This is a genomic window from Candidatus Binataceae bacterium (assembly GCA_035508495.1).
Classification (GTDB): domain Bacteria; phylum Desulfobacterota; class Binatia; order Binatales; family Binataceae; genus JASHPB01.
The window spans coordinates 1-22420 of sequence record DATJMX010000035.1 but is presented as its reverse complement, the minus strand read 5'-3'; the positions used below and the strand labels follow the sequence as shown (position 1 = coordinate 22420).

Below are 22420 nucleotides of genomic sequence, written 5' to 3'. Positions count from 1 at the left end.
TCGTCCCGCGGAGTGGCTAGATTTCAATGATGCCCGTCGCCATTGGCATTGGCGCAGCAACTCGCCTTGTTCGCGGCCGGCGGCAGATCGATCGTTGGATTGCGATCGAAGAACCCGGCCGGCATCAACTTGAATCCCGTCATCACGCACGGCTGAACCGGGAAGTCCTCGGTCCGCACCGTGTGATGCAACCCGAACACGTGCCACAACACGATATCCGCGTTCTCGATCGGGCGATTCTGTTTTACGAACTCAGACAGGCCGCCACCCTTGGAGTGATTCATGAAATCACCGCCTGGATAGCGCTCCTCGGGATCGAACGCTGTGACCCATACGTGATTCTGCACGAAGCCGGCGCGGCGTCCGGAGAAACTATCCTTGCGCACGAATGGTGTCACGGTGTGTTTCGCTTCGAGCTTATATGCGGTCGGCTGGCCGACGTGATTCTTCACGTTGGGATTGATGATCTTCCAGTAGCGCATCGTTTCGGGATTGATGCGCCGGCCTGCCTCCAGTTCCGTCTTCAGCAGCGTTGGTTGGTCGAAGTAGGCGTTGCCGTAGCGATTCTGCGAGTCCTCGGTCTCAGCGTAAGTGTTCTGCTCGATGACGCTGTTCGCGTCGCCATCGATTGCCATGTCGAGGCGCGCGCAGAAGATGTGCTGATGAATCTGTCCTGCGACGCCGGGCGAAACTTCGGTCGCATACTTGCCCGGCTTGCCAGGCTCACACGCCACCGTGTTGATGATCCCGGTCGCTTTCATCTCAAACTCGATAGCGCCGTCGAGATGCAGGTACCAGTAGAAGGCATATTCGTAGTTGCCAACCGTCGCGATCATTGAAACTACGAGCTTGCGTGCGCGGCGCACTTCGGTGCGGTCGGTGCGGAAGTCGGTATGCTTCCACAGCAGGCCCGAGTCCTCCTCGTGGATGCAGATGGCATTCTCGATCGTCATCAGCGAGCCGTCCATCATATTGACGTTGACATCTAGATATTCAATGGCGCCCAGGCAGTCACATCCGAGCTTCAGCGAATTGACGAGCTTGCCGAGCCCATACTCGCCGATATCGAACACGTGCTTGCGGAAGTGACCGTTGTCCGGCGAGCCATACGGCACCAGCATCTCGACGATCGAGGCGCGGTAGATCACAGGGCGGTCGTCGTAGCGGATATCGTGCAGCGTCAGACCCTCGCGCGCGTTGAAGCCGACGACGAGCTGCCATTTGTCCCAGGTCAGCACGCCATCTTCGATCGCGAAGTTGACGCCCTCGGGCTGCACCACGTCGATCGGCTTGAGCGCCTGGCGATCACTCTTCAGAAACTGCGCCTCGTAGTTCACCTCGTTCATCGGAATCGGCACGACGCCATAGTCATCGACGCGGATGACTTCGCCGCTGTTCAGATCGATGACGGCGTTGAGGCCCTCGATCGGATGCGCGTAGAAGTTTTCATTCTTGTAAAGGCGCACCCATGCAAAGACGTGGCACAGATGTCGTCCTTCTTCGCCGGGAACGTCGAAGCTGCCGGCCGACCACGGATCGATGCATACTTTGCTCATGTCGGTGATGCCGCGCTTGGCGCATCCCGCGGCGAAGCGCGGGTCAGCGCGCACGGTGCTCTCGACCAGGAGGAACTGCTCGAGCTGGATCATGGGACGCTGATCGGGAAGTTCTTCGGCGCTGATGATCTTCTCTTCGTCGAGTGAAACCTTTAGACGCGCGACGCCGATCTTGCCCGCCGTGAAGATGTTGGCCCGCGCTTCACGGGGAAGTTTCTGACCTGGTTTGAGCGCACGAACAAGAGCCTTAGATGGCTCCAATAGCTCAATGACTTCGAAGCGAGTCTTGTCGTTGAAGAGCGGCGAAGCTTGGACGATGCTCACGACTTTCGCGATCTCCGACGGAGTCAGGGGAGCCAGGGGATGCTGCGTCGCCAATCCTGCGCTGGCAGGCTTCTCGATTGTCCTCACATTCATTTTTCAAATCTCCATCGAGACTAAATCCTAGTCGTTAGTCGTTCGCCACATTATGACTCGCACGGTCTGCTATCGCGACCGATTCGACTCAATCTAACTGACCGCTGATAGCGCGCAGCGCGCAGACATTGTGAAAGTCCAGGTTGGTTTCTTCATCAGCCGTCGTACCATAAGCCGGATTGGCCGACAGCTTCACAATGACGACGCCGCGCGACGGATCGACATAAACAAACTGGTTATAGACCCCGATCCCCGTGAACTCGCCGCGGTCGCCCTCCGGAAGCCACCACTGATAACCGTATCCGAGAGGAAGCGTATGATCGGCGATGATCGGCTTGCCCGGCGCCAGGTGAGGAGCGTCGGCCCTCGTCGACGCGGCGACGTAGTGCGCCGGTACAACCTGCTTCCCGCTCCACACACCGCCGTTGCGATAGAGTTCACCCAGCTTGGCGAAATCCCGGGCGGTCATGAGCAGGCCGCCGAAAGCCAGCTCGCGGCCTCGGTCGTCGATTAACCAATAACTCGACGACTCCATGCCGAGCGGTTCGCATAGCTTCTCCTGCATGTAATCGCCGATCGATTTTCCCGTGACGCTCACGAGCAGCATGCCCAATGCCTGGGTATCGGCCGAATCGTATTTGCATACCGTGCCGGGAGGTTTCTCCCTGGGCAAGCTCGCGACGAAATCGTCGAGCGAGCCGCCGCGCTCCCATGCGACTCTCAGGCGGAAAATATCGGATTTGGGATCGCTGTAGTCCTCGTACCATCGCGCCCCAGACGACATTTGCAGCACGTCCTTGATGCGCACCCCGTCATACGCGGACCTGGACAGCTTCGGCACGTACTTGTCGATGGGATCCTCGAGGCTGCCGATCCGGCCTTCTGCCAATGCGATCCCAACCAGGGCCGAGGTGAAGCTCTTCGCCACCGACATTGAAATCCACTGGGTTTTCCGTCCACCGGTGCTTGCGTAATCTTCGAATCTGACGGCGCCATCCTTGAGCACGAACAACGCGACGGTATGCGTTTCCTCGAGCAGGCGCTTCAGTTCCTTCGACACGCCGTTGACCTCGTAAGTCTTTGGCAATGCGATCGCAGGTCCCGTCGAAAATTCGAACGGCCGCGAGGAAGGCCTCATCTCCTTGACCTTCACGAGATTTTTCAGGTTGGCGAAGTTGTCGTCCTGCGGTTCACCCGAGAAGATGCGCAGTGATCCGAACCCTGTTTCTTCGGCTTGCCGGGGCATGTGGTTTGACTCCTCGTCGTTTTTCTCTGGGGTTATTCTGTCGGGATGCGTTAGCGGCCACGCGTTGGGCGATCCGCAGCAGTTGGGCCGGGTCGTTGGGCAAGACGCCGAAGTGCTTCAGAACGGCCGCGCCAAGACCCAGGGAAAAGGTCGCAAAAATCGCATCGAACTCGGGGCTCGTGCGGTCCACCTCGCCGCGCGACAGATGCTTTGCCATCTCCGCGATTGCGTATTCGTAGGTCCTGGCAAGGCGATTTCTAAGCGACGCCGAACGGTACGACATGTGCCAGAGTTCGACGATAATCGTGTTGGTAACTGGATCGGAAAACAGCGCCTCGAACAGCAACGCGATCATTTGCGTCCGGGCGCCACGGCCGCATTGCGCACGGAGTTCAAGTAGCCGATCGATGCTGCGCTTGACCAGGCGATCGATCAAAAGCGCGACGAGCTCGGCGCGATTGCCGGCGAAGTAGCGGACCAGCGATCGCGGCTGGCCGGCTTCCTTTGCAACGTCACCGAGGGTGGTTTTCTCCAGGCCCTTGCGCACCACGCACGCCTCGAAAGCGGCCAGTATCTCTTCTCGTCGCTGATCACCGATGCGCGGTCTCGCCATGGCCTGCCTGGTAGAGGGAATCTTGTCACGGCGGACAATATAGAAGCGTCCTCAATCTTGTCAAGAAAGACAGGATTGTTCGTACTGCGAACGATCTGCCCAAAAGACAGAGCCATTGAGAGGCGTTTCGCCTTGTCATCGATGCCGGTAAACTCACTTGGAGTGAAAGCAGTTGTAATTGGCGGAGGAATAATCGGCGCGTCGGTGTCGTGGCGGCTTGCGAGCGAAGGCCTCGAAGTCACGATGCTCGAGCGTGGCAGACTCGGGCAGGAAGCCTCGTGGGCGGCCGCCGGACTTATCGCGCCACAGGCTGAGGCGCACGAACCGGGGCCGTTCTTCGATATCGCGATGGAGGCGAAGCGCTCCTTCGATGAAAACATCGAGCGCCTCACGCGCGAGAGCGGCGTCGATCCTGAGTACGACGAACACGGCGTGCTCTACGTCGCGTTCAACAGCGGCACCGTCGAGGATTTGAAGGCGCGAGCGGCGTGGCAGCAGGCGGGCGGTGGTATCGTTGAGGAACTCACGGCCGCGGAAGCTCTGAAGCTCGCGCCGACGCTGTCGCACGAGGTCGTTTACGCGCTGCACATGCCGACCAATCGGCGCACCGACAATCGCAAGCTGACGCAGGCGTATATCAATGCCGCCGTGAACAAGGGCACCCAGATTCGCGAAGGCGCGCGCGTCGACGCGATCATCGAGCGCGGCGGCAAAGCCGCGGGCGTGCGGCTCGACGACGGCTCGACCGAATCGGCCGATGTCGTGATCGTCGCGGCGGGCGCTTGGAGCAGCGAAATCCGCGGCCTCGAGCAGGACGGGATCCGCTTCTATCCGGTGCGCGGCCAGATCATTTGTTTCGATGCGCGCCCTGGCGTCCTCGCGCCGTCGCTTTTTTCCGGTGATGGAATCCTTGTACCGCGCCGCGATGGCCGCGTGATTGCCGGTTCGATCTTCGAGGAGGCGGGCTTCAACAAGAGCGTCACGATGGCCGGGATGGAAGTGATCCTGCGCGCGGTGCGTCGCCTCTCGCCGCAACTCGGCGCGATTCCATTTCGCGAGGCGTGGGCAGGACTGCGTCCCGCGACCGACGACCTGGTGCCGGTGATCGGACCGTCGCCAACGGTCTCGAATGTGATCTACGCGTCGGGGCATTTCCGCAGCGGTATCTTGCTATCGGCGCTCACGGGCGAGATCGTCGCGGACCTCGTCAAAGAGCGCCGACCACGAATCGACTTGAAAGATGTCTTACCCGCGCGATTCCGCGAGGGCAGGGCGCAGAAAGTCCCGCTCACCTTGAAGGCATTATGAGCATTGTCGCACTAGGGCTGGTTCGCGATTTGTTCTTCCGCTCGAAGATCGATGCGGTGGCAAACATCGTTGGCGCAGAGATCGGATACGCCTCCGACCTGAGCGTGGTGGAAAAGCGCTGCACCGAGCTCAAACCTTCGATCGTTTTCGCGGACCTGTCAGATGGATCATTTCCCGCCGCCGAGACCGCGGCAAAAGTTCGCAGCGCGGCGCCCTCGGCCCGCCTCGTAGGCTTCGCCTCGCACATCGATCTGAAACCGCTGAAAGCCGCGCGCGAAGCCGGCTTCGAGCAAACCCTCTCCCGCAGCGAATTCACCGCCAAGCTCGCCGAACTCTTAAAGTCCTAAAACGCCTTTCTGAATACCTCGCCCGCAAAATGGGAGCGGTCGCGTGGCGCGGCGGTTGCGATCATTATCGCAAGCGGCGTGACGCGCGGTTGTGGGTGCAGCGAAGGACGCAAGCCGGGATCTTCGTTGCTCACATTCTGCCAAGCTTCGAGACGCTGCACCCTCACCCGCGGAGCGATTCGCTTACGAAGCGCTCCGCGGCCTCTCCCGGTGTGCGCTTCCGCCTGCGGCGTCAGCCGCGGGCGAGGCTATTGGGAGGGCGCACGCGAGTTCATCTCAAGAAAAATTCGGCGGCTGGATTTGTTGTTTCCTCCCGATAGGCAAAGCCCAACGCCGCGAGGCGTTCTATCAGCGCGGTCCGCTGGTCGGCTGACGCTTCGAAACCGCAGAGAACGCGGCCCCAGGCGCCGCCGTTATTGCGATAGTGAAAGAGCGAGATGTTCCAGCGGCTGCCGAGCGCGGTGAGAAACTTGAGCAGCGCTCCGGGACGCTCCGGAAATTCGAAGCTGAACAACACTTCGTCGCGCACTTCGCGCGCTCGTCCCCCGACCATATGACGCACGTGCGATTTCGCAAGCTCGTTGTCCGTGAGATCGCAGTATCGAAAGCCGCGCTGGTTCAGCACGCGCGCGATCTCGTCCGCTTCAGCCGGGCCGCCCGTCTCGATCCCGACGAAGATATGCGCCTCCTGGCGCGACGACAGCCGGTAATTGAACTCGGTGATATTGCGATCGCCGATCAGTGTGGCGAATTCGAGGAATGCACCAACGCGTTCCGGAATCGTCACGGCGAGCATCGCCTCGTGCCGCTCGCCGAGCGCGGTGCGTTCCGCCACAAACGCAAGCCGGCTGAAATTTACATTGGCGCCCGATGCGATAGCGAGCGCAGCTCCGTGCGGCACTCGGCCTTGACGCGCATAGTGCTTGAGGCCCGCGACGCCGAGGGCGCCCGCGGGTTCGAGCACGGTGCGTGTGTCTTCGAAGACGTCTTTTATCGCCGCGCAGATTTCATCGACGCCGACCGTAATGCAATCGTCGAGATAATGGCGACAGAGCTCAAACGTATGCTCACCCACGATTCGCACCGCGACGCCGTCAGCGAAGGTCCCGACATGCTCGAGCTCAACGCGCCGCCCGGCACGGATTGATTGCGTCATCGCATCGGAGTCGTTGGGTTCAACGCCGATGACGCGCACCTGCGGTCGCACAGCCTTGATCACCGCGGCAATACCGCCGGCTAGTCCGCCGCCGCCGACGGGGACGAAAATCGATCCGCAGTCGGCTTGCCGCAGCAGCTCGAGCGCAATCGTCGCCTGACCTGCTATCACGACGTGATCGTCAAAGGGCGGAATCGTAACCATGCCCGTTGCGCGCGCGAGCTCCGCCTCATGGTCGGCAGCTTCGGAATAGTTATCACCGAACAGATCGACCTGCGCGCCATGACGCCGGACCGCATCGATCTTGATGAGCGGCGTCGTTGTCGGCATCACCAGCCGCGCGCGTAGTCCCAGCCTCGCAGCCGAATAGGCAACGCCCTGTGCGTGGTTCCCGGCCGACGCGGCGATAACGCCGCGCGCTTTAGCGGCATGATCAAGATGCGCGATTCGGTTGTACGCGCCGCGCAATTTGAAGGAAAAGATCGGCGTCATGTCCTCGCGCTTGAGCAGCACGGGAAATCCGAGCCGCGCCGAAAGCAGCGGAGCCTCCGTGATTGGGGTGGGGTCGGGCAAGACCTCGGCCACTCGGGCGTTGAGCGCCGCGGTCAGCATCCCGTGATGATCCATCGCAATTCTCCCTGGCCTCGCCCCTTGCCGCCAGCCACGGAGATGCCGAAAAGCAAAACCCCTCCGGGCCATCGCGGCGAGAGGGGTCTGTTGCAAATTCCGAGTTGATTAACGCAGCTCGGCGCGCACCCCACCCGCCAGGGTAATCATCATAATAATGGCGATGGCGGAGATGCGGTTGCGCATGAGCTGGTCAGCTCTTGATGCTACGTGAATAACAAAGTTCGGGTCAATCAAACGCGCAAATGAAAGGCGAGCAGACTTGGCGAGCGGGAGCACAATCTGGAGAAGACGCGGATTAAACGCCCGGGTTTCATCCGATCGGGAATATCTGTATTTTGATGAGCAATTTCGGGGGCGTACCGTTGCTGGCCGCGCAAGTGTCTCAATGCGCGGCGCGGTTGGTGGCGGCTGAGGTGGACGTGGCGGAGTGATCGTGGGATGGAACCGATTACTATTCGCAAAGCAAACGGAATAATCCGCTGCGTGATGGCCCTCGGCCTTATGCTCGCGATGTTCACCGCGGCCTCGAGGGCATCTGCGTTTTCGCTTCTCGATCCCAGCGCATGGCAGCAAAGCGACCCGTTTTCCGTGACCAACCCCAATAGTTGGCCGGTAATTCCGATTCCGATCGTTACCACCGATCCTAACGGCGGCACTACTTACGGCCTGATGGCAGTGAAGCTGTTCAAGGATGCTAACGGCGATATCAGCGAAATTTTCGCGCCCGACATCACCAAGAACACCACGCTGGGTGTGGGCGGCGACTTCCGATATTTCGCGTATCCTTCCGCGGATACTCATTGGTATGCGACCGCGAGCGCGCAAGAAACCAAGGCGCGCAACGTCGATGTTTCGTATCAAACCGGGCTGACGCGCCAGCAATGGTGGTCGTGGTCGGGCCGGCTGTTTTGGGAGCACGATCCGACCGAACGCTTTTTTGGGATTGGCAACATGACGCCGAACTCCCAGGAATCGAATTACATGACCAAGCAGATCTACGCGGAATCGCTGCTTGGTCTTAACTTCAGCGAGCAGTTGCAGCTCGCGTGGCTATTCCGTCCGCGATACGAGCGCCTCGGCCCGGGCGGGTTCACCAGTATCCCGGCGACCTCACAGGTATTCCCGACCGTCAAAGGTTTGGGCGGGGGCAGCGAAATATTCAATGGAGCGGTTTTCAGTTACGACACGCGTGACTCGACGGACCTGCCGACGCGCGGCGGTTATTATCAGCTCAATTACGGGCTGGCTGACAGGAGACTCGGCAGCTCGATGTCCTATAACCGTTTCGGTACCGAGATCAGGCATTACTTCCCACTGGGCAATCGAATCGTCTTTGCAACGCACGCATACGTTTCGTATATGCCGGCCGGTGGCGAGCCGCCTTTCTGGTCAATGGCGCGTCTGGGCGGCGAGGCGACAGATTTCCTGACCGATCGCACGACTCAGCGTGGATGGGGCGTTGGGCGCTGGACTGACAACAATATCGAGGGCTTCAACGCTGAGATGCGCACGAAGGTCTACAGCGCAAAGGTCTTCGATACGCAGGGCACACTCGAGTTGGCGCCGTTTGTAGACATGGGCAAGGTCACCCACTACTTCACCGACAATCCGGTAAACCAGTTCCATCCTGCCGGCGGCCTCGGAATTCGGGCGCAGGCGCAGCCATTCGTGGTGGGATTCGTCGATATCGGCTATGCCGGCGACGGCAGCTCGATATTCGCCGGCGTCAACTATCCTTTCTAAACTCCCCTGACCGCAGGTGGCGCCGGGTGAAACCGGACGCGGTATAACACGTCTATCAGGGCGGAGCTTAATTGGATGAGAAAAGTTTCATAATCGTTCCAAAACGATTAATGTTTCGGGTGAGCATCGGTGGTGTGGTGGTGATGTGATGCCTACCGCGGAGCGCATGACAATCGGGGTCGTAAAAAATCCAGCCCAGACCGACCTTTTCGCTTCGGAGCGGCCGCTTCGTGGCGAAGGCTTGGTCAAATCCTACGGCGGCCGCGCCGTCGTCGATCATGTCGACGTCACGGTCAATCCGGGCGAGGTGGTGGGATTTCTCGGGCCTAACGGCGCCGGCAAAACGACGACCTTTTATATGCTCGTCGGTCTGCTGCGGCCCGATGCGGGACGTATCCTGTTCGGCAACGAAGATATCACCGGATTGCCGCTCTATCAGCGTGCACGCCGCGGAATTTCCTATCTGCCCCAGGAGCCCAGCGTCTTTCGCAAGCTCACGGTCGAGCAGAATCTGCTCGCGGTCCTGGAAACCCTGCCGCTCAACGAGGAGGAGCGCCAGGCACGATTGCAATCTCTGCTCGACGAGCTCGGGATTGCGCGGCTCAGAGATTCGAAGGCGGGTGTTCTCTCGGGCGGCGAACGCCGCCGCGTTGAGATCACGCGAGCGCTGGTTCTCGATCCGGTGTTCCTGTGCCTGGACGAGCCGTTCGCTGGAATCGATCCGATCACGGTCATCGAGATTCAACGCGTCGTTAAATATTTGAAGGACCGCGGTATCGGCGTGCTGATGTCAGATCACAACGTGCAGGCGACGTTGTCGATCATCGACCGCGCCTACGTGATTCACTCGGGCAAGATTCTGTTCGAGGGGACACCGCGGGAGATCGTTGCCAGTGACCAGGTGCGACAGGTCTTTCTTGGCGAGCGCTTCAAGCTCGCCCGTTAATCACGGAAAGCCGCCGCCCGTCGGGGCCGGCGGATAAGTCGGATATCCGTAGCCGCCATAGGTACTGCCGCCGCCGACGCCGAAGCCGCCTCCACCACCGCCAAATCCAACTCCGCCTCCTCCAAAGCCACCGCCGAAACCGCCGCTGCCGCCGCCCACACCGATTCCGCCGCCAAGTAGGCCGAGCAGGAGTGACATCCCGGGCGACATGACGCCGGAGCCCTGCTGCTGATACTGATACTGTTGCTGCGCTGCCTGTGGGTCGAATTGATTCTGATAATCCTGGACCGAGCCAGCGGCATACGGATCATACGAAGAATTGCCGGAGCCGTTGCTATTGCCGCCGTTGGAGCTTGCGCCAGCGAGCTCGGGCGAGATTTGGATTCGATTGTCGACCAGCACACTCGGGTTCTGGAGGTACGTTCGCGCTTTCTGTTCGGCGTCGCTCTTGCCGTACTCGGTTGCGACATAGCCAAACAGGATGACTTGCGGTGTGCCACTCGAACTCGAAACCACCTGCGCGCTCACGAGAGGCAGATGATGGCTCTTGAGATATTCGCTAAGTGCTTCGCTGCGTGGGCGATCGACGGTGCCGCCCGCGACGGTACCCGCTGGCGAAGGCTGACCATAAGTGAGCGTGCCAGAGCCGCCGCCGCTGTTCTGCCATCCATTGTTCGCCACCGAACCCGGCTGCGAGCCAGTCGCGTCGTGCGGGGTCTGTTGCGGCGCGCACCCGGCCATCGCAGCCAGGCCAAGGGCCAAGGCGCCACAGAGCAGGGTGTTAGCGGTTCGCAGCATGCAACAATTATAAGACGGCGCCTGTCGTTGAACAATTCGCTAGTTAGCCGTCCGGGCGCTTCTCGATCACCTGATATCGCTCAGAAAATCGCGCACGAGTTGATTGAACACGGGCGCGTTCTCGAAATACACCGAATGCCCGCAATCCGGAACGCTGACATAGCGTCCGGCCGGCAGAGTGCCTGCGACCTCCTGCACCATCGCGGGCGTTATCAAAACGTCAAGCTCACCGACGATACACAGCACCGGCATCTTAAGCCGCGTGCGGATCTCGTCGAGATCATAGCGCTGCGTGATTATTCGCGCGCCCGCGTCCGCCGGGGGCCGTGCACCGAGGATCCGCATCTCGTCGTATAGAAACGCCATCTGCGGGATTCGATCGAAGTAATCGGCGGCATAGGTGGGCAGCGATCCGATTGGCGGTGTCGCATCGACCGGCAGCGGCGTCGTTCGCTCAAACTTCATGTTTTGCGTGAAGATTCCGCCAGGCGTGTCCGCCATCACCATCGCGGCGATTCGATCGGGCTGCTCCAGCGCGCATCCCACGATCGTCCATCCACCCATCGATTGCCCGACCAGGACCGCGCGTTCGATTTTCAGATGGTCGAGGAGACGTGACAGGTCGCTGGCATGTGCGCGATTGAACAGGCCGTCCGGATCGGGCGAGAGCCCGAAGCTGCGCTGATCGACCGTGACGCACTCGTACCAGCGCATGAAGTAGGGCACCTGCTGCCACCATGAAAGATGGTTGCCGCCGAGGCCATGCAGAAAAAGCAGCGGCGGACCGCTGCCCGTGCGTTCGTAGTAGAGCGAGAAATCACCGATCTGCAGCCGCCCGGGCGTCGTGCGGTATTCCATGGGAGTCTCCCTTTTGGACTCTAGCAGCGATGCCGCACGGCGCCAAAGCGGCGAGCGATCGATTCGGCGGTCAACGGATTGGTGCGTCGAAACAGGTATCGGGGTAGGGCTCGTTCTTCAGCGTGAAATGCCACCATTCGTATTTGTACGGCTGGAAGCCATGCGCGATCATTTCCGTGGCAAGCAGCATCCGATTCGCGCGCTCCTGCCCGATGATTCCCGCCGCGTGCGTGTTTGCTTTCGGATCGAAGCAATCGTAGCCAGTCCCCATGTCGAGCGAGCCGTCGGCGAATCGCAGCGACGCGGGCGCATCGCAAGCGACGAGCGGCTGATGCGGATCGTAAGTCGCAGTCCAATACGGCAGCGGAACGATCGTGAGGTCGACGGTGCTGCCGCGGCTGTGCGCTGAAGGCGACGCGATATAGCCGAGGCGAATCAGGTCGGCCTTGTCGATGTGCGGGTAGAACTCCTTTTTCATCTTTTGATCGCGCGCATCCGCGGCCCAGCGGACAAAAAAATCCACCGCACGCTGCGGCCGATAGCAATCGTAAACCTTCAGGCTGAGACCGAACGGCGCGAGGTCGCTTTCGATGCTCGAAAGCGCCAGCGCTGTCGGCCGCGTGAGCAGACACTTCGCCGCTTCGTAACCCGGCATGGGATGACCGGCGAAGTCGTGGTCGGTCGCATAGCGCATGTCGATGACGATTTGCGGCGCGACCGAATGCAAATCGACGAAGTCACTGGGCAGTGACGCGAACACTGGCGCAGCATCGGCATCGCTGCCGGCGACGATCAGCGAGATCGTCACGGCGATCCAAATTGCCAACTTTACATTCATAACAACGAGACCGAGTCGCCCCTGCATCGCCGAGCGATTATGCAATACTGCTCATGGATTTCCGCATGCACAATATGAAGCGCACCTGGACCATCTTGATCGGGATACTCGTTGTCGCAGCATTGTTTTTGACGAGCCTCGATGCGAGGGCCGCTGAGCAGACGCTCACTTTTGCCGGACTCAAGGTCACCGAATGGTCGCCCGACATCGCTCCGACCGGCCCGTTGCCTATCGTCATCTTCTCTCACGGATTCCATGGATGCGCCGCGCAGTCGGAGTTCCTGACGCAAGCGCTCGCATCGGCGGGCTACCTCGTTTTCGCGCCCGACCATCGCGACGCGTCCTGCGGCGGCAATCGAAACGAGGGCCTGGCGCCGGAAGTTCCCTTTGTCCATCCGGAACAGTGGAACGATACGACTTATCGCGATCGCGCGGACGACATCCGCAAACTCATTGCCGCGCTTCGCGCCGATGAGCATTACAACTCGCAGATCGATTGGTCGCGGCTCGGACTGATGGGTCACTCGCTCGGCGGCTATACCGTGCTCGGTCTCGCCGGGGCGTGGCCGAGTTGGAAGCTCGACGGTGTCAAAGCGGTGCTGGCGCTGGCGCCGTACTGCCATCCATTTGTTGCCCAGAAGACGCTCGGCGGACTCGAATCGCCGGTGATGTACCAGGGCGGCACGGCCGATCTCCTCATCACGCCCTGGATCAGCGCCGCATACACTCAGTCACCACGGCCTAAACTGCTCGTCGTGTTCCAGGGCGCCACGCATTTCGCCTGGACCAACGTCGGCCACATCGCTCACCGGCAGATCATGGCTTATACCGTCGATTTCATGAACGCTTATCTGAAGGGCGAGCCGCCGAATGAGATTCTCACGCATCCGACGCGCGACGTTTCGGTGCTGCTCACCGATTTGAAGTGACTATCGCTACTGGTTCTGCGCGGTGCCGCCCTGCGGGACCTGGGCGTTGATCGCGAACACGCCGTCGCCGAACGCCGGCATCAGCACCCACTTGAGGCCCGACGTATTGACGCCGCCCTGTGAAGTGCCTTCCTCGTTGTATTCGAGCGTCGCGCTGCTGATCATGCGCGCCTGCATCCCCATCAGATGCGCCTGCCGGATGGCGTCGCCGAGACTGAGGAATTGCGCCGGGATCGCAACCTTGTTGCCCCAATCGACGTAGCCCATGCTGTAAAGGTCGCCGTCGGTCTGCCCGGGATTATCCGGCGCGTTGGGGGTGAGCATGATCGCCTGCTGCTTGATCGGCGAATAGAAGCTGAGCCGCACCATGATCATGCCGGCACTGGTGTGAATGTAAAACGGGTAGGCGACGTTGGCCGGTTGTTGTGTAAGCGACACATCGATTTCAACCAACTCGGCATCTTGTGCCCACTGCTGCGCGCGCACCAGCGCCTTCTGCGCCATCGTGTCGAGGTCGGGCAGTGGCCAGGTATCGTTGAGCGGCGCGATCTCACCGCTGTGCGCGGCAGTGATCGTCGCGTAAGGATTGTAAATGTTGGAGTTCACGGCCTGGTTGGATGGCGCCGTCGAGGGTTGTCCCGGTTGCGTCGAGGGTTGTGCCCCAGCGTTCGTGCTCTGATCGAAGGGCTGGTTGCTGGTGTACGCCGTGTACTGGCGCTTCGGTTTGCGATGGAACCCGAGGAAGCCGACCAGAAACGCAATTGCGATAAGACCCAGGCCGATAGCCGGCGCACCCCACGGCGGCAGCGTCTTCAGCCAGGCGTTTAACTGCTCAAGAAAATTCTTTGGCCGCGGCGGAATCGGTCCTGGTACCGGGCCTGGTCCCGGCGCGACTGGAATTCCAATCGCGGCCTGGAAATCCTGGATCGTCGGATAGCGATGCGCCGCGCGCACCGACAGCGCCGTCATCAGCGCCTGCTCTGCCACTGGCGGGATATCACAGCCGAGCGTGCTAGGAAGCTGAATCGTGTCTTCGGCGAGGCGATCGATCGAAGGCGGCGGAATCGAACCGGTAATCAGGTGATAGAACGTTGCGCCGACCGCATAAACGTCGGTCCACGGCCCCTGGTTGCCGGTGCTGCGATACTGTTCCTCGGGTGCGTAACCGACTTTGAGGATTACCGACATTCGCTGGCTGCGATCGCGCAGAGCCTGGCGCGCGGCGCCGAAGTCGAGCAGCTTAATCAGGCCCCCCGAGGTGACGTAGATATTGTCGGGGCTGATATCGCGATGCAGCACGTTGACGCGATGCACCTCGCGCAGCGCGTCCATCACCGGCGTCATGATGTCGAGCGCTTCGTCGAAGGCGAGCCGTCCGCCGCGATCCTTTAAGTAATCCTTTAAGGTTGTGCCCTCGAGATATTCCATCACGAGGTACGCGGTGCCGTGCGCCGGAAAGAAATTCGTGACCGCTATGATTCCCGGATGGCCCTCGAACTGCGCGACCATCCGCGCTTCGTCGAGGAAGCGCTCGAGGCCGTAAGCGAAGTCTTCCTTGGAAGGACCGCTGTGCGGCACGACCTGGCTGGTGTCTCCCGCGCGGCTTGCGAGTCCGCTCGGCATGTACTCCTTGATCGCGACGCGGCGCGCGAGCCTGATGTCCCACCCGAGATAGGTGATCGCGAAGCCGCCGGCGCCGAGCGCGCGGCCGACGATATATTGCTCGTTGAGGACCGCGCGCGGCGGGAGCTGAAACGCGACGGTCGGCGGCGAGTTCTCGTCGTAGCCGCACGTCGGGCAGATCGCGGCGTTGCCTCGATCGCCCATGCACCCCATGCAAAGCTGCGCAGTATCGTCCAACTCGTCGCCTCTCTACTGCTCCAAAACCCCAACGCAGAGAACAGTAACGTTATCCTGACGCGGCAGTTCACGCGCAAGCGCTTGCGCGATGAGCGCGTCGGCGGCGCGCTGTCCGTCGGCGGCTGACGATGCGATCCGCGCGATCTCTTCAACATCGAGGGCGCGGTACAGACCGTCGCTGCACAGGATGATCATGTCGCCAGGCGTCAGCGCCAGCCCTTCAACCGATGCATCAACTTCAGGAATACCGCCCGCGCCGACGTAGCTCGTGAGCGCGTCGCGATCGGGATCGATCGCCGCTTCCTCTTCGGACATCTCACCGCGCTTCACCAGCTCGGCAAGCCGTTCACTCAGAGTGTGCGGACGGTTGAGCCGCTCCACGCGCGCGTTGCGCAGCAGATAGAGCGAGCTGTCACCGACCGACGTCCAATACATTCCGGCGGGCGTAAATGCGGTCGCGATCAGCGTCGAGCCGACATCGCGCTGGAGCCCGACCGATGCGGCAAATTCGTACACTGCACGATCTGCCGCTTCCAAGGCCCGCGCGAGGGCCTGTGTCACAGCCTCGCCCGGCTGCTTGCCGGCATATTGCGCAAGGAAGGTGCGCACCGCGATCTGACTTGCTTCCGCGCCGTGCGCCATCCCGCCCATGCCGTCGGCAACGATCGCGAGCATCCCGCCGTGCGCCATGAATCCGGCGTCTCGCGGATCGGAAAAACCGAACGAATCCTGCTGATCGCTGCGCTTGCCTACATCCTGGGCGTTGCCCGGGGCGTAGACGAGGCCGTCAGTCCCAATGAAATTTGTCGTCACAGAGCGGCCAGAACATCAGCTTGGTTTTGCCGACCTCGACGATATCGCGCGGCGCGAGTTTCATCGGGGTGTTGACCAATTGATCGTTGAGATAGACGAGCCCCGCGGCTTCGCCGGGCAGAATCCAGGTCGCGCGGCGCTTGGGATCGTAAGCGACTGAAGCGTGCTTCTCGCGCGAGACGCTCTCGTCGCCGGTGACCGCGATGTCCATCGTAGCGCTGCGCCCGATGAAGTTCTTCTCGCTATGGATTCGGTAGTCGCGGCCTTTGTCGGGCCCCTCAACGCAGACGAGCCATCCGATAACCGGACTGATCCCGCTGGCGGCGTCGCGATAAACGGCGCGCGTGGCGCCCGGCTCCACGCTCGGCGTTGGACTGGACGCGGGAATAGGCGCGACAGGGGCAGGGGAAGACGCGCTCGCGGCAGCGCCCGCATTGTCGGGAACGCGGCGCGTCTTGCCTTCGACGTCAGCGCCGACACCGCAATAGGGACAGGAAGTGTGCTTGGCGGCATCGAAAAAGTGACCGTGACTGCATCTCGTCATTGCCATCGTTCATCCACCTTCAATCAAAAAGACTCGAGGGAAAATCATCGCCCGTGATTTGGTAATCGAAATGCAGCGATTGCTGCTGCGTGATGATCTTTTCCTTATTGCTGTTAGCGATTCCTTCCACGTCGATCGTAACATGGCATTCGCCCGCCCCGATTGGAGCAGCGTTCACGTCGATTCCATACTGGCCGACGCGCTGGAGAAAGAGGTAGTAGCCGTAGAATCGGCCATCCGGAGTCTGGTTGCCGGTCGGGCGATAGCCGGCGGCCGGCGCCCCTGCCGGTGGAGTAATCCCCGTCAAACTGAAAGTTGCGCAGGTGTTGCCGGTGCTGGCGAAATAGGAGCCTATCGACATCAGCACAAACGGCGGCATCTGCTTGCCCGACGATTTTTCGGCCGCGATCTGCTCGGTCAGGCTATTATTCTCGGCCTGCAGCTCGGCGATATTCGTGCCCGGCGACGGCTGCGGCGCGGGCGACGCCGCGGCGCCCTGGGCTTTGAAGTAGTACGGAAAGAGCGCGAGCGTCAGGAAGCAGAACGCGCCGAGCGCGCCCGTCAACAAGTCGAGCACCGACATGTTGAAGATACTGACCTCGCGATTACGCGGTTTCATTGCCCGCTGCCCTTGGCTCGATAGCTCTTTGTGACCGCTCGTTCACCACTGGTCGAACATTCTCACTTCATTACCTGGGCGAATGATAGATCCGCGGCCGCGACTGAGAATTTCAGCGTGTAGCTCGCGGCTGCCGTGGTATTCATTACAGTCGAAGTTTGAGTCTGGCCGGTAGCGCCATTCACCGTCATCCAAAGTGAACAGGGCAAGCCGGTGGCGTAGGCCGTCACTGTGATTGAGTAGTCGCCGGGAGCCAGCAGGAACAGATCGAGACCAGTGTCGTAGCCGTTGCTGCCGGCCGTGGGCAGGAGCTTTACGGCTTGCTGTCCACCCGGGCCCGAATAATCGGTAACCTGGAGCGCGCCGCATGAGTTGGGCGCGTTCGGCGGAGACGCGAAGAGCGACGCCATCGCGAACGGCGGCATCCCCGCCTGGTTCGCCTTGGCGGTCGCGAGCTGGCTCTTCAGCTTGAGGTTGATCTCTTTAAGCTGCTCTGCAGCCTTCTTGGCCTGGTTCGCATCGGTACTGCTGATTCCCGCCGAAGCTCCTGTCGCTTTGAAGTAGTAGGGGAAGAGCGCGAGGGTCAGGAAGCAGAATGCTCCCAGGGCGCCCGTCAAAAGATCGAGCACCGACATGTTGAAGATACTGACCTCGCGATTGCGCGGCTTCACTTCACTTCGGCTCCTCGTAAAGCCGGTTGATCAGATTGCGCAGCGTGTAAGTGCCCGCGAGATTGATCGCGGTCTCTTCTTTCTCCTGGGCGAGATAGAGCACGAACACGAGGATCGCGCTTTCCATCAGCGCGACCATCGTGCAGTTGAATCCGAGCGAGAGCGCCTGCGCGATTTCGTAAATCGAGATATTGCCGTTCTGCGGCACCAGCGCGAGCGATCCGCCGAGCCCCACGACCGTGCCGATAAAGCCGACCGTCGGGATCAGCCACGCGATATAGCGAATGAGGCCGTAGCGCAGATCGACGCGATGCTCGATCAGCTCGAGGCTCGAATTCATCACGCCGACGACTTGCTCGATTGAGCGCCCCGACTGGAATTGCAGAATCGATACGTCGATCAGATAGGGCAGAAAACCGTGCTCGCGTCCGAACATATGCGCGACGCGGCGGCGAATAGGGCCGAGATCGCCGTGCGTGAGCACCGTTTCCTGGTCCTCGGGCAGTAAATGCATCTCGGCGAACTCATGCTCGCGCGACGCGACGCGCCAGCGCACAAACAGCTCGCCGAGTCCGATAAAAAACAGGATGTGCTCGAGGTTCTGAATCGTGAACGGGTAGGGGAAGTGCGAGTACTTGCTGTGATCGGTCAAGATCTCGGCACCGTGACTGTCCTTGGGAAAGATCGCCGTGAGCAGCAGGATGAAAACGATTGCCGCGCCGACCGAGATCATCATCACGGTGCGCCGATCGGGAACCGCCCAAAGCTGATTCAGGGTATTCTGTGGCGAGGCCGCCGGAGCGCTTCCGGCCGGGGGCTGCGGCGCTCGGACAGGCGCGACTTGCTGTGGCTGACTCATCGAAACGTGACTCCCTTTCTGACCTGCGGTTACTCACCGCACACTGGACATTGCTGGCCGCGAGGTTTGACCGCTCCGCAGTCGCATCTCACCATTACAGCGCCACCACTCGACGGTTTTCCGCGTGCCGGACGTTGGACGACCGCGGCGGGCACAGGTTGCTCGGCAGGTAGCGCCTCGTAAACCTCGCGCGCGAGCAATGTCACCTCGCCAAAGCGCAGGGTGTCGGTCAGGTAAATCGTTTCCTCGCCGAGCTTGAACTCGCGCCCCTGGCGGAGCAGTACGGTGCCATTCTGGCTGCCCAGGTCGCGCACCAGCATCCGATCCGTGCCCAGGATCACGATTTCGGCATGGACCCGGCTCACCGAATCATCGGCGATTGGAATGTCACAGGTCGGCGCGCGCCCAACAGTGAAGCGTCGTGAACTCATAGTTGAGATGTCGCTCGTGAGAGTGAGCGGTCCGGGATGAACCGTACCCGGCGATGGACCGCGGTCGCTGAATTGAAAAACGCCGCTGCCCGAGCTGCCCCGCTCGAGCCCGGCGCGGTGACTAACGCCATCGCGCGCAAGTATAGCCGCGCTCGCCTGCCTATTCCAACTCCAATCAGCTAATTAAGCATTCAATTGAAGACGGTTAGTCGGCTTGATCGTGAAGAAAATACCGGATGCGCGGATTGGCGTCACATCGTCATCGTCATCCCCGGCGTCATCACGTGCGGATGAGTCGGCGGCGTGTTGGCGAGCATCGTCGCGAACAGGAGCCGCAATGATCAACGCTTCAATCCCGACATTACGCAGCAGCGCGCGGCGCGGCGGCGCCGTGTCGATCTGCGGGATCAGCCAGAAGCGATTGTAAGCGCCGAAGGGCAGCACCGCGGCGAAGATCGCGATCTTGACCATCAGTGTACGGCCGTAAGACGAGTAGAGCAGATGGTCGAGGTCGAAGCCGAGTCCGAGGTACGCGAGGTAGCTCCCGCTGGCGACAATCGCGACGACTGCCCAGAGCGCGGCCTTGGAGACCCGCGCCGCGGCGCGCTCGAACCAATCCTCGGGTGGCTTTGCGCGCCACACGATCATCCAGAACGCGACGAGGGTCCGAGCCATGGATTTCGGCAAATCGCCGAAACCCTTCTCCCACTCGAGCGAGATCAGGAATTCAAGGACCCGACGCCCGCGAATGAACCCATTTCTGCCGGCCTGATCCGGCACGAGCGAGAGATTGCGGCGCGCAAAGAGCCGCGCTTGGCGCAATCGCAAAACCAGATGTCAGTATACGTGCCGATTAGGCAGCCCCATTCGGGTGGCGGACCTTCAGGCTCGGGCGAAAATTCAGAAGGCCGTGTTTCGGCCGGACGCCGCGCGAGTTCGAATTCAACGAACGAAGGCCTGAGCGCAGCGAGGGCCGGGCGCGCGAGCAGAATCGGCGCGGCGGCCACCGCGCTTTCCAGCGGATGACAGAAGTTCAGCGCGAGCTCAGGATGCGACATTCCGAAGACGACAAAAACTCCCGTCGTCGCGGGCATGCTGCCGAGCAGCAGCAGCAACGCAAGCCGCGCACCGACGAGACGCGCGCCGGCGCCTCGATCTCAATCGCCGTCTGGCTCGGATCCATCGCTATCTAGAACATCGAGCGATTGTGTTCGAGGTCGTTCGAATTGACCTGCACGGTGTCGCCGTTCTTTCGGATCGGCAGTTTGACCGGATTGCACGTGGCTATACCCAGCGTCTTGTCACTGAGCTTGTAGCGATTACCGCAGAGCCGGCAGATCAAGTAGCCGTCGCGTGAGGCGGTGTAGCCTTTGTGAAAAGTGTAACAGCGCTGGCATGCGTCAATCGCGGCGCGCACGTCGCCGGTCTCGTCGCGCGAGAGCAGGAAACGAATCTTGTCGCCCGAGGCGCCTTGATAGGAATAGAACTTCACGCTGCCGGGCTTGATATCGCTGGTCGCGATAGTGATGGCGCCGATGCCTACCACCTCCGTCGTGCGCGGCCCAATACCAACCACCGTCAGTGACGCCGTCAGACCAACCAGCGCGACTGCCCCGGCCAGCAACAGGCGTCCGGAAATTTTGAACCGCGAGGCTCGCATGCCTAACCGGCTATACGCCGATCAAATCGATGTCAATCCCGCGCTATCTGCGCATCACCCGACCGTCGACATCTTGGGCACCTTCTATACCGCCTATACCGCATTGGCCAAGCCATTCCACAAGGAATTTCTGCGATGCTGCCTCGAGCTCCGACGCGAAGCGGGTTGATTGTGCACGCAGCGACGGAACGTCGATGCCGCTCGTGGCGGCGATCTCGCACGCATGTCCGATGAACCATCGCTCGAGCCCTCGCGCCGTCACCTCGGGATGAAACTGCAAGCCGAGAACCTTGTGGCCGAAGCTGAACGCCTGGTTTGCGTAGCGTTCGGTCGAGGCCAGCAGCGTGCCGCCGTGCGGCAAATCGAAGGTGTCGCCATGCCAATGCAGGACGGGAGTCGAGCCGAAATTGCGCAGGGAAGAGGCGGCGCCGAACTCCGTCAGCCTAATCGGCGACCATCCGATTTCTTTGCCCGCGCCAGGGTACACATGCGCGCCGAGCGCCCGCGAAAGCAGCTGCGCCCCGAGGCAGATTCCAACCGTCGGCAAGTCGGCCGCGATGCGCCGCTCGAGCATCGCGAGGATCGGCTTGAGCATCGGATAAGCATCGTCTTCGTACGCGCCGATTGGTCCACCCAGAGAAAACAAGATGTCAGCGGCGAGGCATTTGGCCTCATCCAGTTTGCCGTCAGCTGCCTCGATGTAATGCACGTCGAACCCCGCCTGTCGCAGCGGCTGCTCAAATGTGCCGAGGTCCTCGAAGTGTACGTATCTGATCGCGATAGCTGATTTCATCCACCGTCTCCATGACCGTCTTTGGCAACTTGGGCGCTGTTCGCCTGCCGGGCATCTGCCTGTCGCGGCAGCATCAGCGGGCCGCTCAGGGCAGGGGTTGCGCTTAAAGATCGCACGTCGCGCTTGATTAATGGCGATGTTGCCAACAGGGCACAATGATTGCAGAGCGTTGCCTTTGAGGCAACAACCGCAGAGTTGCCCGAGAGGCAAACGGAGTTTTTATGGCAAACAGCGACGTATCCAAATCCGGGTTGCGATCGAATTGTCTCAACTTCAGCGAAGTTAGCGCAATGGCGATCGCACTGATCTCGCCCACGATGACGGCGGCGCTGATCGTACCCTTGATGTACAGCAGCGCCGGCAACGCGAGCTGGCTCTCCTACCTGTTCGGCACCGTGATGCTGCTGTTCGTGGCGCTCAACCTGAACCAGTTCGCCAAGCGCTCGAGCGCGGCGGGCTCGATGTACGGCTATACGGTGATGGGGCTCGGCACGACCTCCGGCAACGTCTCCGGATGGTGCCTGATATGGGCCTACCTGTTTATCGGCACCGCCGGCATGACCGGGTTCACGATCTTTGCCAGCACGCTGCTCGACATGATCGGAATCCACATCCCGCAACTGATGTTGTTCGCGCTGTGCGGCTTCACGATCTGGCTGCTGGCATATAAGGACATCCAGCTGTCAAGCATCCTGATGCTGATACTCGAGGGGATCTCGGTCGCGCTCATCATTTTGCTTTGCGCGATCGTGCTCTTCGGACAGAAGTCGATCTTCGACCCGGCC

General features: G+C 60.9%; 24 protein-coding genes. 7 read left to right on the top strand and 17 right to left on the bottom strand.

What is annotated here, in order from left to right; genetic code table 11:
* Nucleotides 1-23: 23 nt before the first annotated feature.
* From VMA09_11605 to VMA09_11595, 3 genes are all read right to left on the bottom strand, one after another.
* A complete protein-coding gene (locus VMA09_11605) occupies nucleotides 24-1973 on the bottom strand; it encodes a primary-amine oxidase (GenBank protein ID HUA34244.1) in 1950 nt (649 codons plus the stop codon).
* Nucleotides 1974-2061: 88 nt separating this feature from the next.
* The gene (locus VMA09_11600; protein HUA34243.1) at nucleotides 2062-3219 is read right to left on the bottom strand and encodes a serine hydrolase; all 1158 of its coding nucleotides are present in this window, start codon (nucleotides 3217-3219) and stop codon (nucleotides 2062-2064) included.
* The gene (locus tag VMA09_11595; protein ID HUA34242.1) at nucleotides 3164-3832 is read right to left on the bottom strand and encodes a hypothetical protein; all 669 of its coding nucleotides are present in this window, start codon (nucleotides 3830-3832) and stop codon (nucleotides 3164-3166) included. The genes VMA09_11600 and VMA09_11595 overlap by 56 nt, the downstream gene beginning before the upstream one ends.
* Nucleotides 3833-3973: 141 nt before the next feature.
* Here VMA09_11595 and thiO point away from each other — a divergent pair, with 141 nt between their 5' ends.
* Together thiO and VMA09_11585 are read left to right on the top strand one after the other, a co-directional pair.
* Entirely contained in the window at nucleotides 3974-5140 is a 1167-nt protein-coding gene (thiO, locus tag VMA09_11590; GenBank protein HUA34241.1) for a glycine oxidase ThiO, read from the top strand.
* 56 nt (nucleotides 5141-5196) lie between these two features.
* A complete protein-coding gene (locus VMA09_11585; GenBank protein HUA34240.1) occupies nucleotides 5197-5487 on the top strand; it encodes a hypothetical protein in 291 nt (96 codons plus the stop codon).
* A 271-nt stretch (nucleotides 5488-5758) separates the two neighbouring features.
* On the opposite strand, the gene ilvA is transcribed toward VMA09_11585, so the two are convergent.
* Nucleotides 5759-7270, bottom strand: coding sequence for a threonine ammonia-lyase, biosynthetic (gene ilvA / locus VMA09_11580; GenBank protein HUA34239.1), 1512 nt, complete (start codon nucleotides 7268-7270; stop codon nucleotides 5759-5761).
* A 441-nt stretch (nucleotides 7271-7711) separates the two neighbouring features.
* Between ilvA and VMA09_11575 the strand changes: the two genes are divergently transcribed.
* Together VMA09_11575 and lptB are read left to right on the top strand one after the other, a co-directional pair.
* Nucleotides 7712-9016: a BamA/TamA family outer membrane protein gene (locus tag VMA09_11575; GenBank protein ID HUA34238.1), complete on the top strand. Its 1305-nt coding sequence runs from the start codon at nucleotides 7712-7714 to the stop codon at nucleotides 9014-9016.
* A 148-nt stretch (nucleotides 9017-9164) separates the two neighbouring features.
* Entirely contained in the window at nucleotides 9165-9962 is a 798-nt protein-coding gene (gene lptB, locus VMA09_11570) for an LPS export ABC transporter ATP-binding protein (protein HUA34237.1), read from the top strand.
* On the opposite strand, the gene VMA09_11565 is transcribed toward lptB, so the two are convergent.
* The 3 genes from VMA09_11565 to VMA09_11555 form a co-directional block, all read right to left on the bottom strand.
* Nucleotides 9963-10760: a hypothetical protein gene (locus VMA09_11565; protein ID HUA34236.1), complete on the bottom strand. Its 798-nt coding sequence runs from the start codon at nucleotides 10758-10760 to the stop codon at nucleotides 9963-9965.
* 66 nt (nucleotides 10761-10826) lie between these two features.
* Nucleotides 10827-11618 carry an alpha/beta hydrolase gene (locus VMA09_11560; GenBank protein HUA34235.1) on the bottom strand — a complete coding sequence of 264 codons (792 nt, stop codon included), beginning with the start codon at nucleotides 11616-11618 and terminating at the stop codon, nucleotides 10827-10829.
* A gap of 70 nt (nucleotides 11619-11688) precedes the next feature.
* Nucleotides 11689-12456: a M15 family metallopeptidase gene (locus tag VMA09_11555; GenBank protein ID HUA34234.1), complete on the bottom strand. Its 768-nt coding sequence runs from the start codon at nucleotides 12454-12456 to the stop codon at nucleotides 11689-11691.
* 53 nt (nucleotides 12457-12509) lie between these two features.
* On the opposite strand from VMA09_11555, the gene VMA09_11550 reads away from it, so the two are divergent.
* Nucleotides 12510-13385 (top strand): alpha/beta hydrolase, encoded by an 876-nt coding sequence (locus tag VMA09_11550; GenBank protein ID HUA34233.1) that lies wholly within the window; start codon nucleotides 12510-12512, stop codon nucleotides 13383-13385.
* A gap of 6 nt (nucleotides 13386-13391) precedes the next feature.
* Here the strand turns inward: VMA09_11550 and VMA09_11545 are convergent, their stop codons facing one another.
* From VMA09_11545 to VMA09_11510, 8 genes are all read right to left on the bottom strand, one after another.
* Nucleotides 13392-15245: a serine/threonine-protein kinase gene (locus VMA09_11545; GenBank protein HUA34232.1), complete on the bottom strand. Its 1854-nt coding sequence runs from the start codon at nucleotides 15243-15245 to the stop codon at nucleotides 13392-13394.
* 12 nt (nucleotides 15246-15257) lie between these two features.
* A complete protein-coding gene (locus VMA09_11540) occupies nucleotides 15258-16058 on the bottom strand; it encodes a protein phosphatase 2C domain-containing protein (GenBank protein HUA34231.1) in 801 nt (266 codons plus the stop codon).
* A complete protein-coding gene (locus tag VMA09_11535; GenBank protein ID HUA34230.1) occupies nucleotides 16033-16608 on the bottom strand; it encodes an FHA domain-containing protein in 576 nt (191 codons plus the stop codon). Before VMA09_11535 ends, VMA09_11540 begins: the two co-directional genes overlap by 26 nt.
* Nucleotides 16609-16621: 13 nt before the next feature.
* Nucleotides 16622-17221 carry a hypothetical protein gene (locus VMA09_11530; GenBank protein HUA34229.1) on the bottom strand — a complete coding sequence of 200 codons (600 nt, stop codon included), beginning with the start codon at nucleotides 17219-17221 and terminating at the stop codon, nucleotides 16622-16624.
* A gap of 62 nt (nucleotides 17222-17283) precedes the next feature.
* The gene (locus VMA09_11525) at nucleotides 17284-17892 is read right to left on the bottom strand and encodes a hypothetical protein (GenBank protein ID HUA34228.1); all 609 of its coding nucleotides are present in this window, start codon (nucleotides 17890-17892) and stop codon (nucleotides 17284-17286) included.
* A 1-nt stretch (nucleotide 17893) separates the two neighbouring features.
* On the bottom strand, nucleotides 17894-18751 hold the full coding sequence (locus tag VMA09_11520) for a MotA/TolQ/ExbB proton channel family protein (protein HUA34227.1): 858 nt from the start codon (nucleotides 18749-18751) through the stop codon (nucleotides 17894-17896).
* A gap of 29 nt (nucleotides 18752-18780) precedes the next feature.
* Nucleotides 18781-19182: an FHA domain-containing protein gene (locus VMA09_11515; GenBank protein HUA34226.1), complete on the bottom strand. Its 402-nt coding sequence runs from the start codon at nucleotides 19180-19182 to the stop codon at nucleotides 18781-18783.
* Between the two features lie 183 nt (nucleotides 19183-19365).
* The gene (locus VMA09_11510) at nucleotides 19366-19857 is read right to left on the bottom strand and encodes a CopD family protein (protein ID HUA34225.1); all 492 of its coding nucleotides are present in this window, start codon (nucleotides 19855-19857) and stop codon (nucleotides 19366-19368) included.
* A 374-nt stretch (nucleotides 19858-20231) separates the two neighbouring features.
* On the opposite strand from VMA09_11510, the gene VMA09_11505 reads away from it, so the two are divergent.
* Nucleotides 20232-20375 carry a hypothetical protein gene (locus tag VMA09_11505; protein HUA34224.1) on the top strand — a complete coding sequence of 48 codons (144 nt, stop codon included), beginning with the start codon at nucleotides 20232-20234 and terminating at the stop codon, nucleotides 20373-20375.
* On the opposite strand, the gene VMA09_11500 is transcribed toward VMA09_11505, so the two are convergent.
* Nucleotides 20372-20842 (bottom strand): Fe-S-containing protein, encoded by a 471-nt coding sequence (locus VMA09_11500; GenBank protein HUA34223.1) that lies wholly within the window; start codon nucleotides 20840-20842, stop codon nucleotides 20372-20374. The genes VMA09_11505 and VMA09_11500 overlap by 4 nt on opposite strands.
* Nucleotides 20843-20885: 43 nt before the next feature.
* Nucleotides 20886-21635, bottom strand: coding sequence for a glutamine amidotransferase (locus tag VMA09_11495; protein HUA34222.1), 750 nt, complete (start codon nucleotides 21633-21635; stop codon nucleotides 20886-20888).
* Nucleotides 21636-21925: 290 nt separating this feature from the next.
* Here VMA09_11495 and VMA09_11490 point away from each other — a divergent pair.
* Nucleotides 21926-22420: hypothetical protein (locus tag VMA09_11490; GenBank protein ID HUA34221.1), on the top strand; the 495-nt coding region annotated here is incomplete at its 3' end.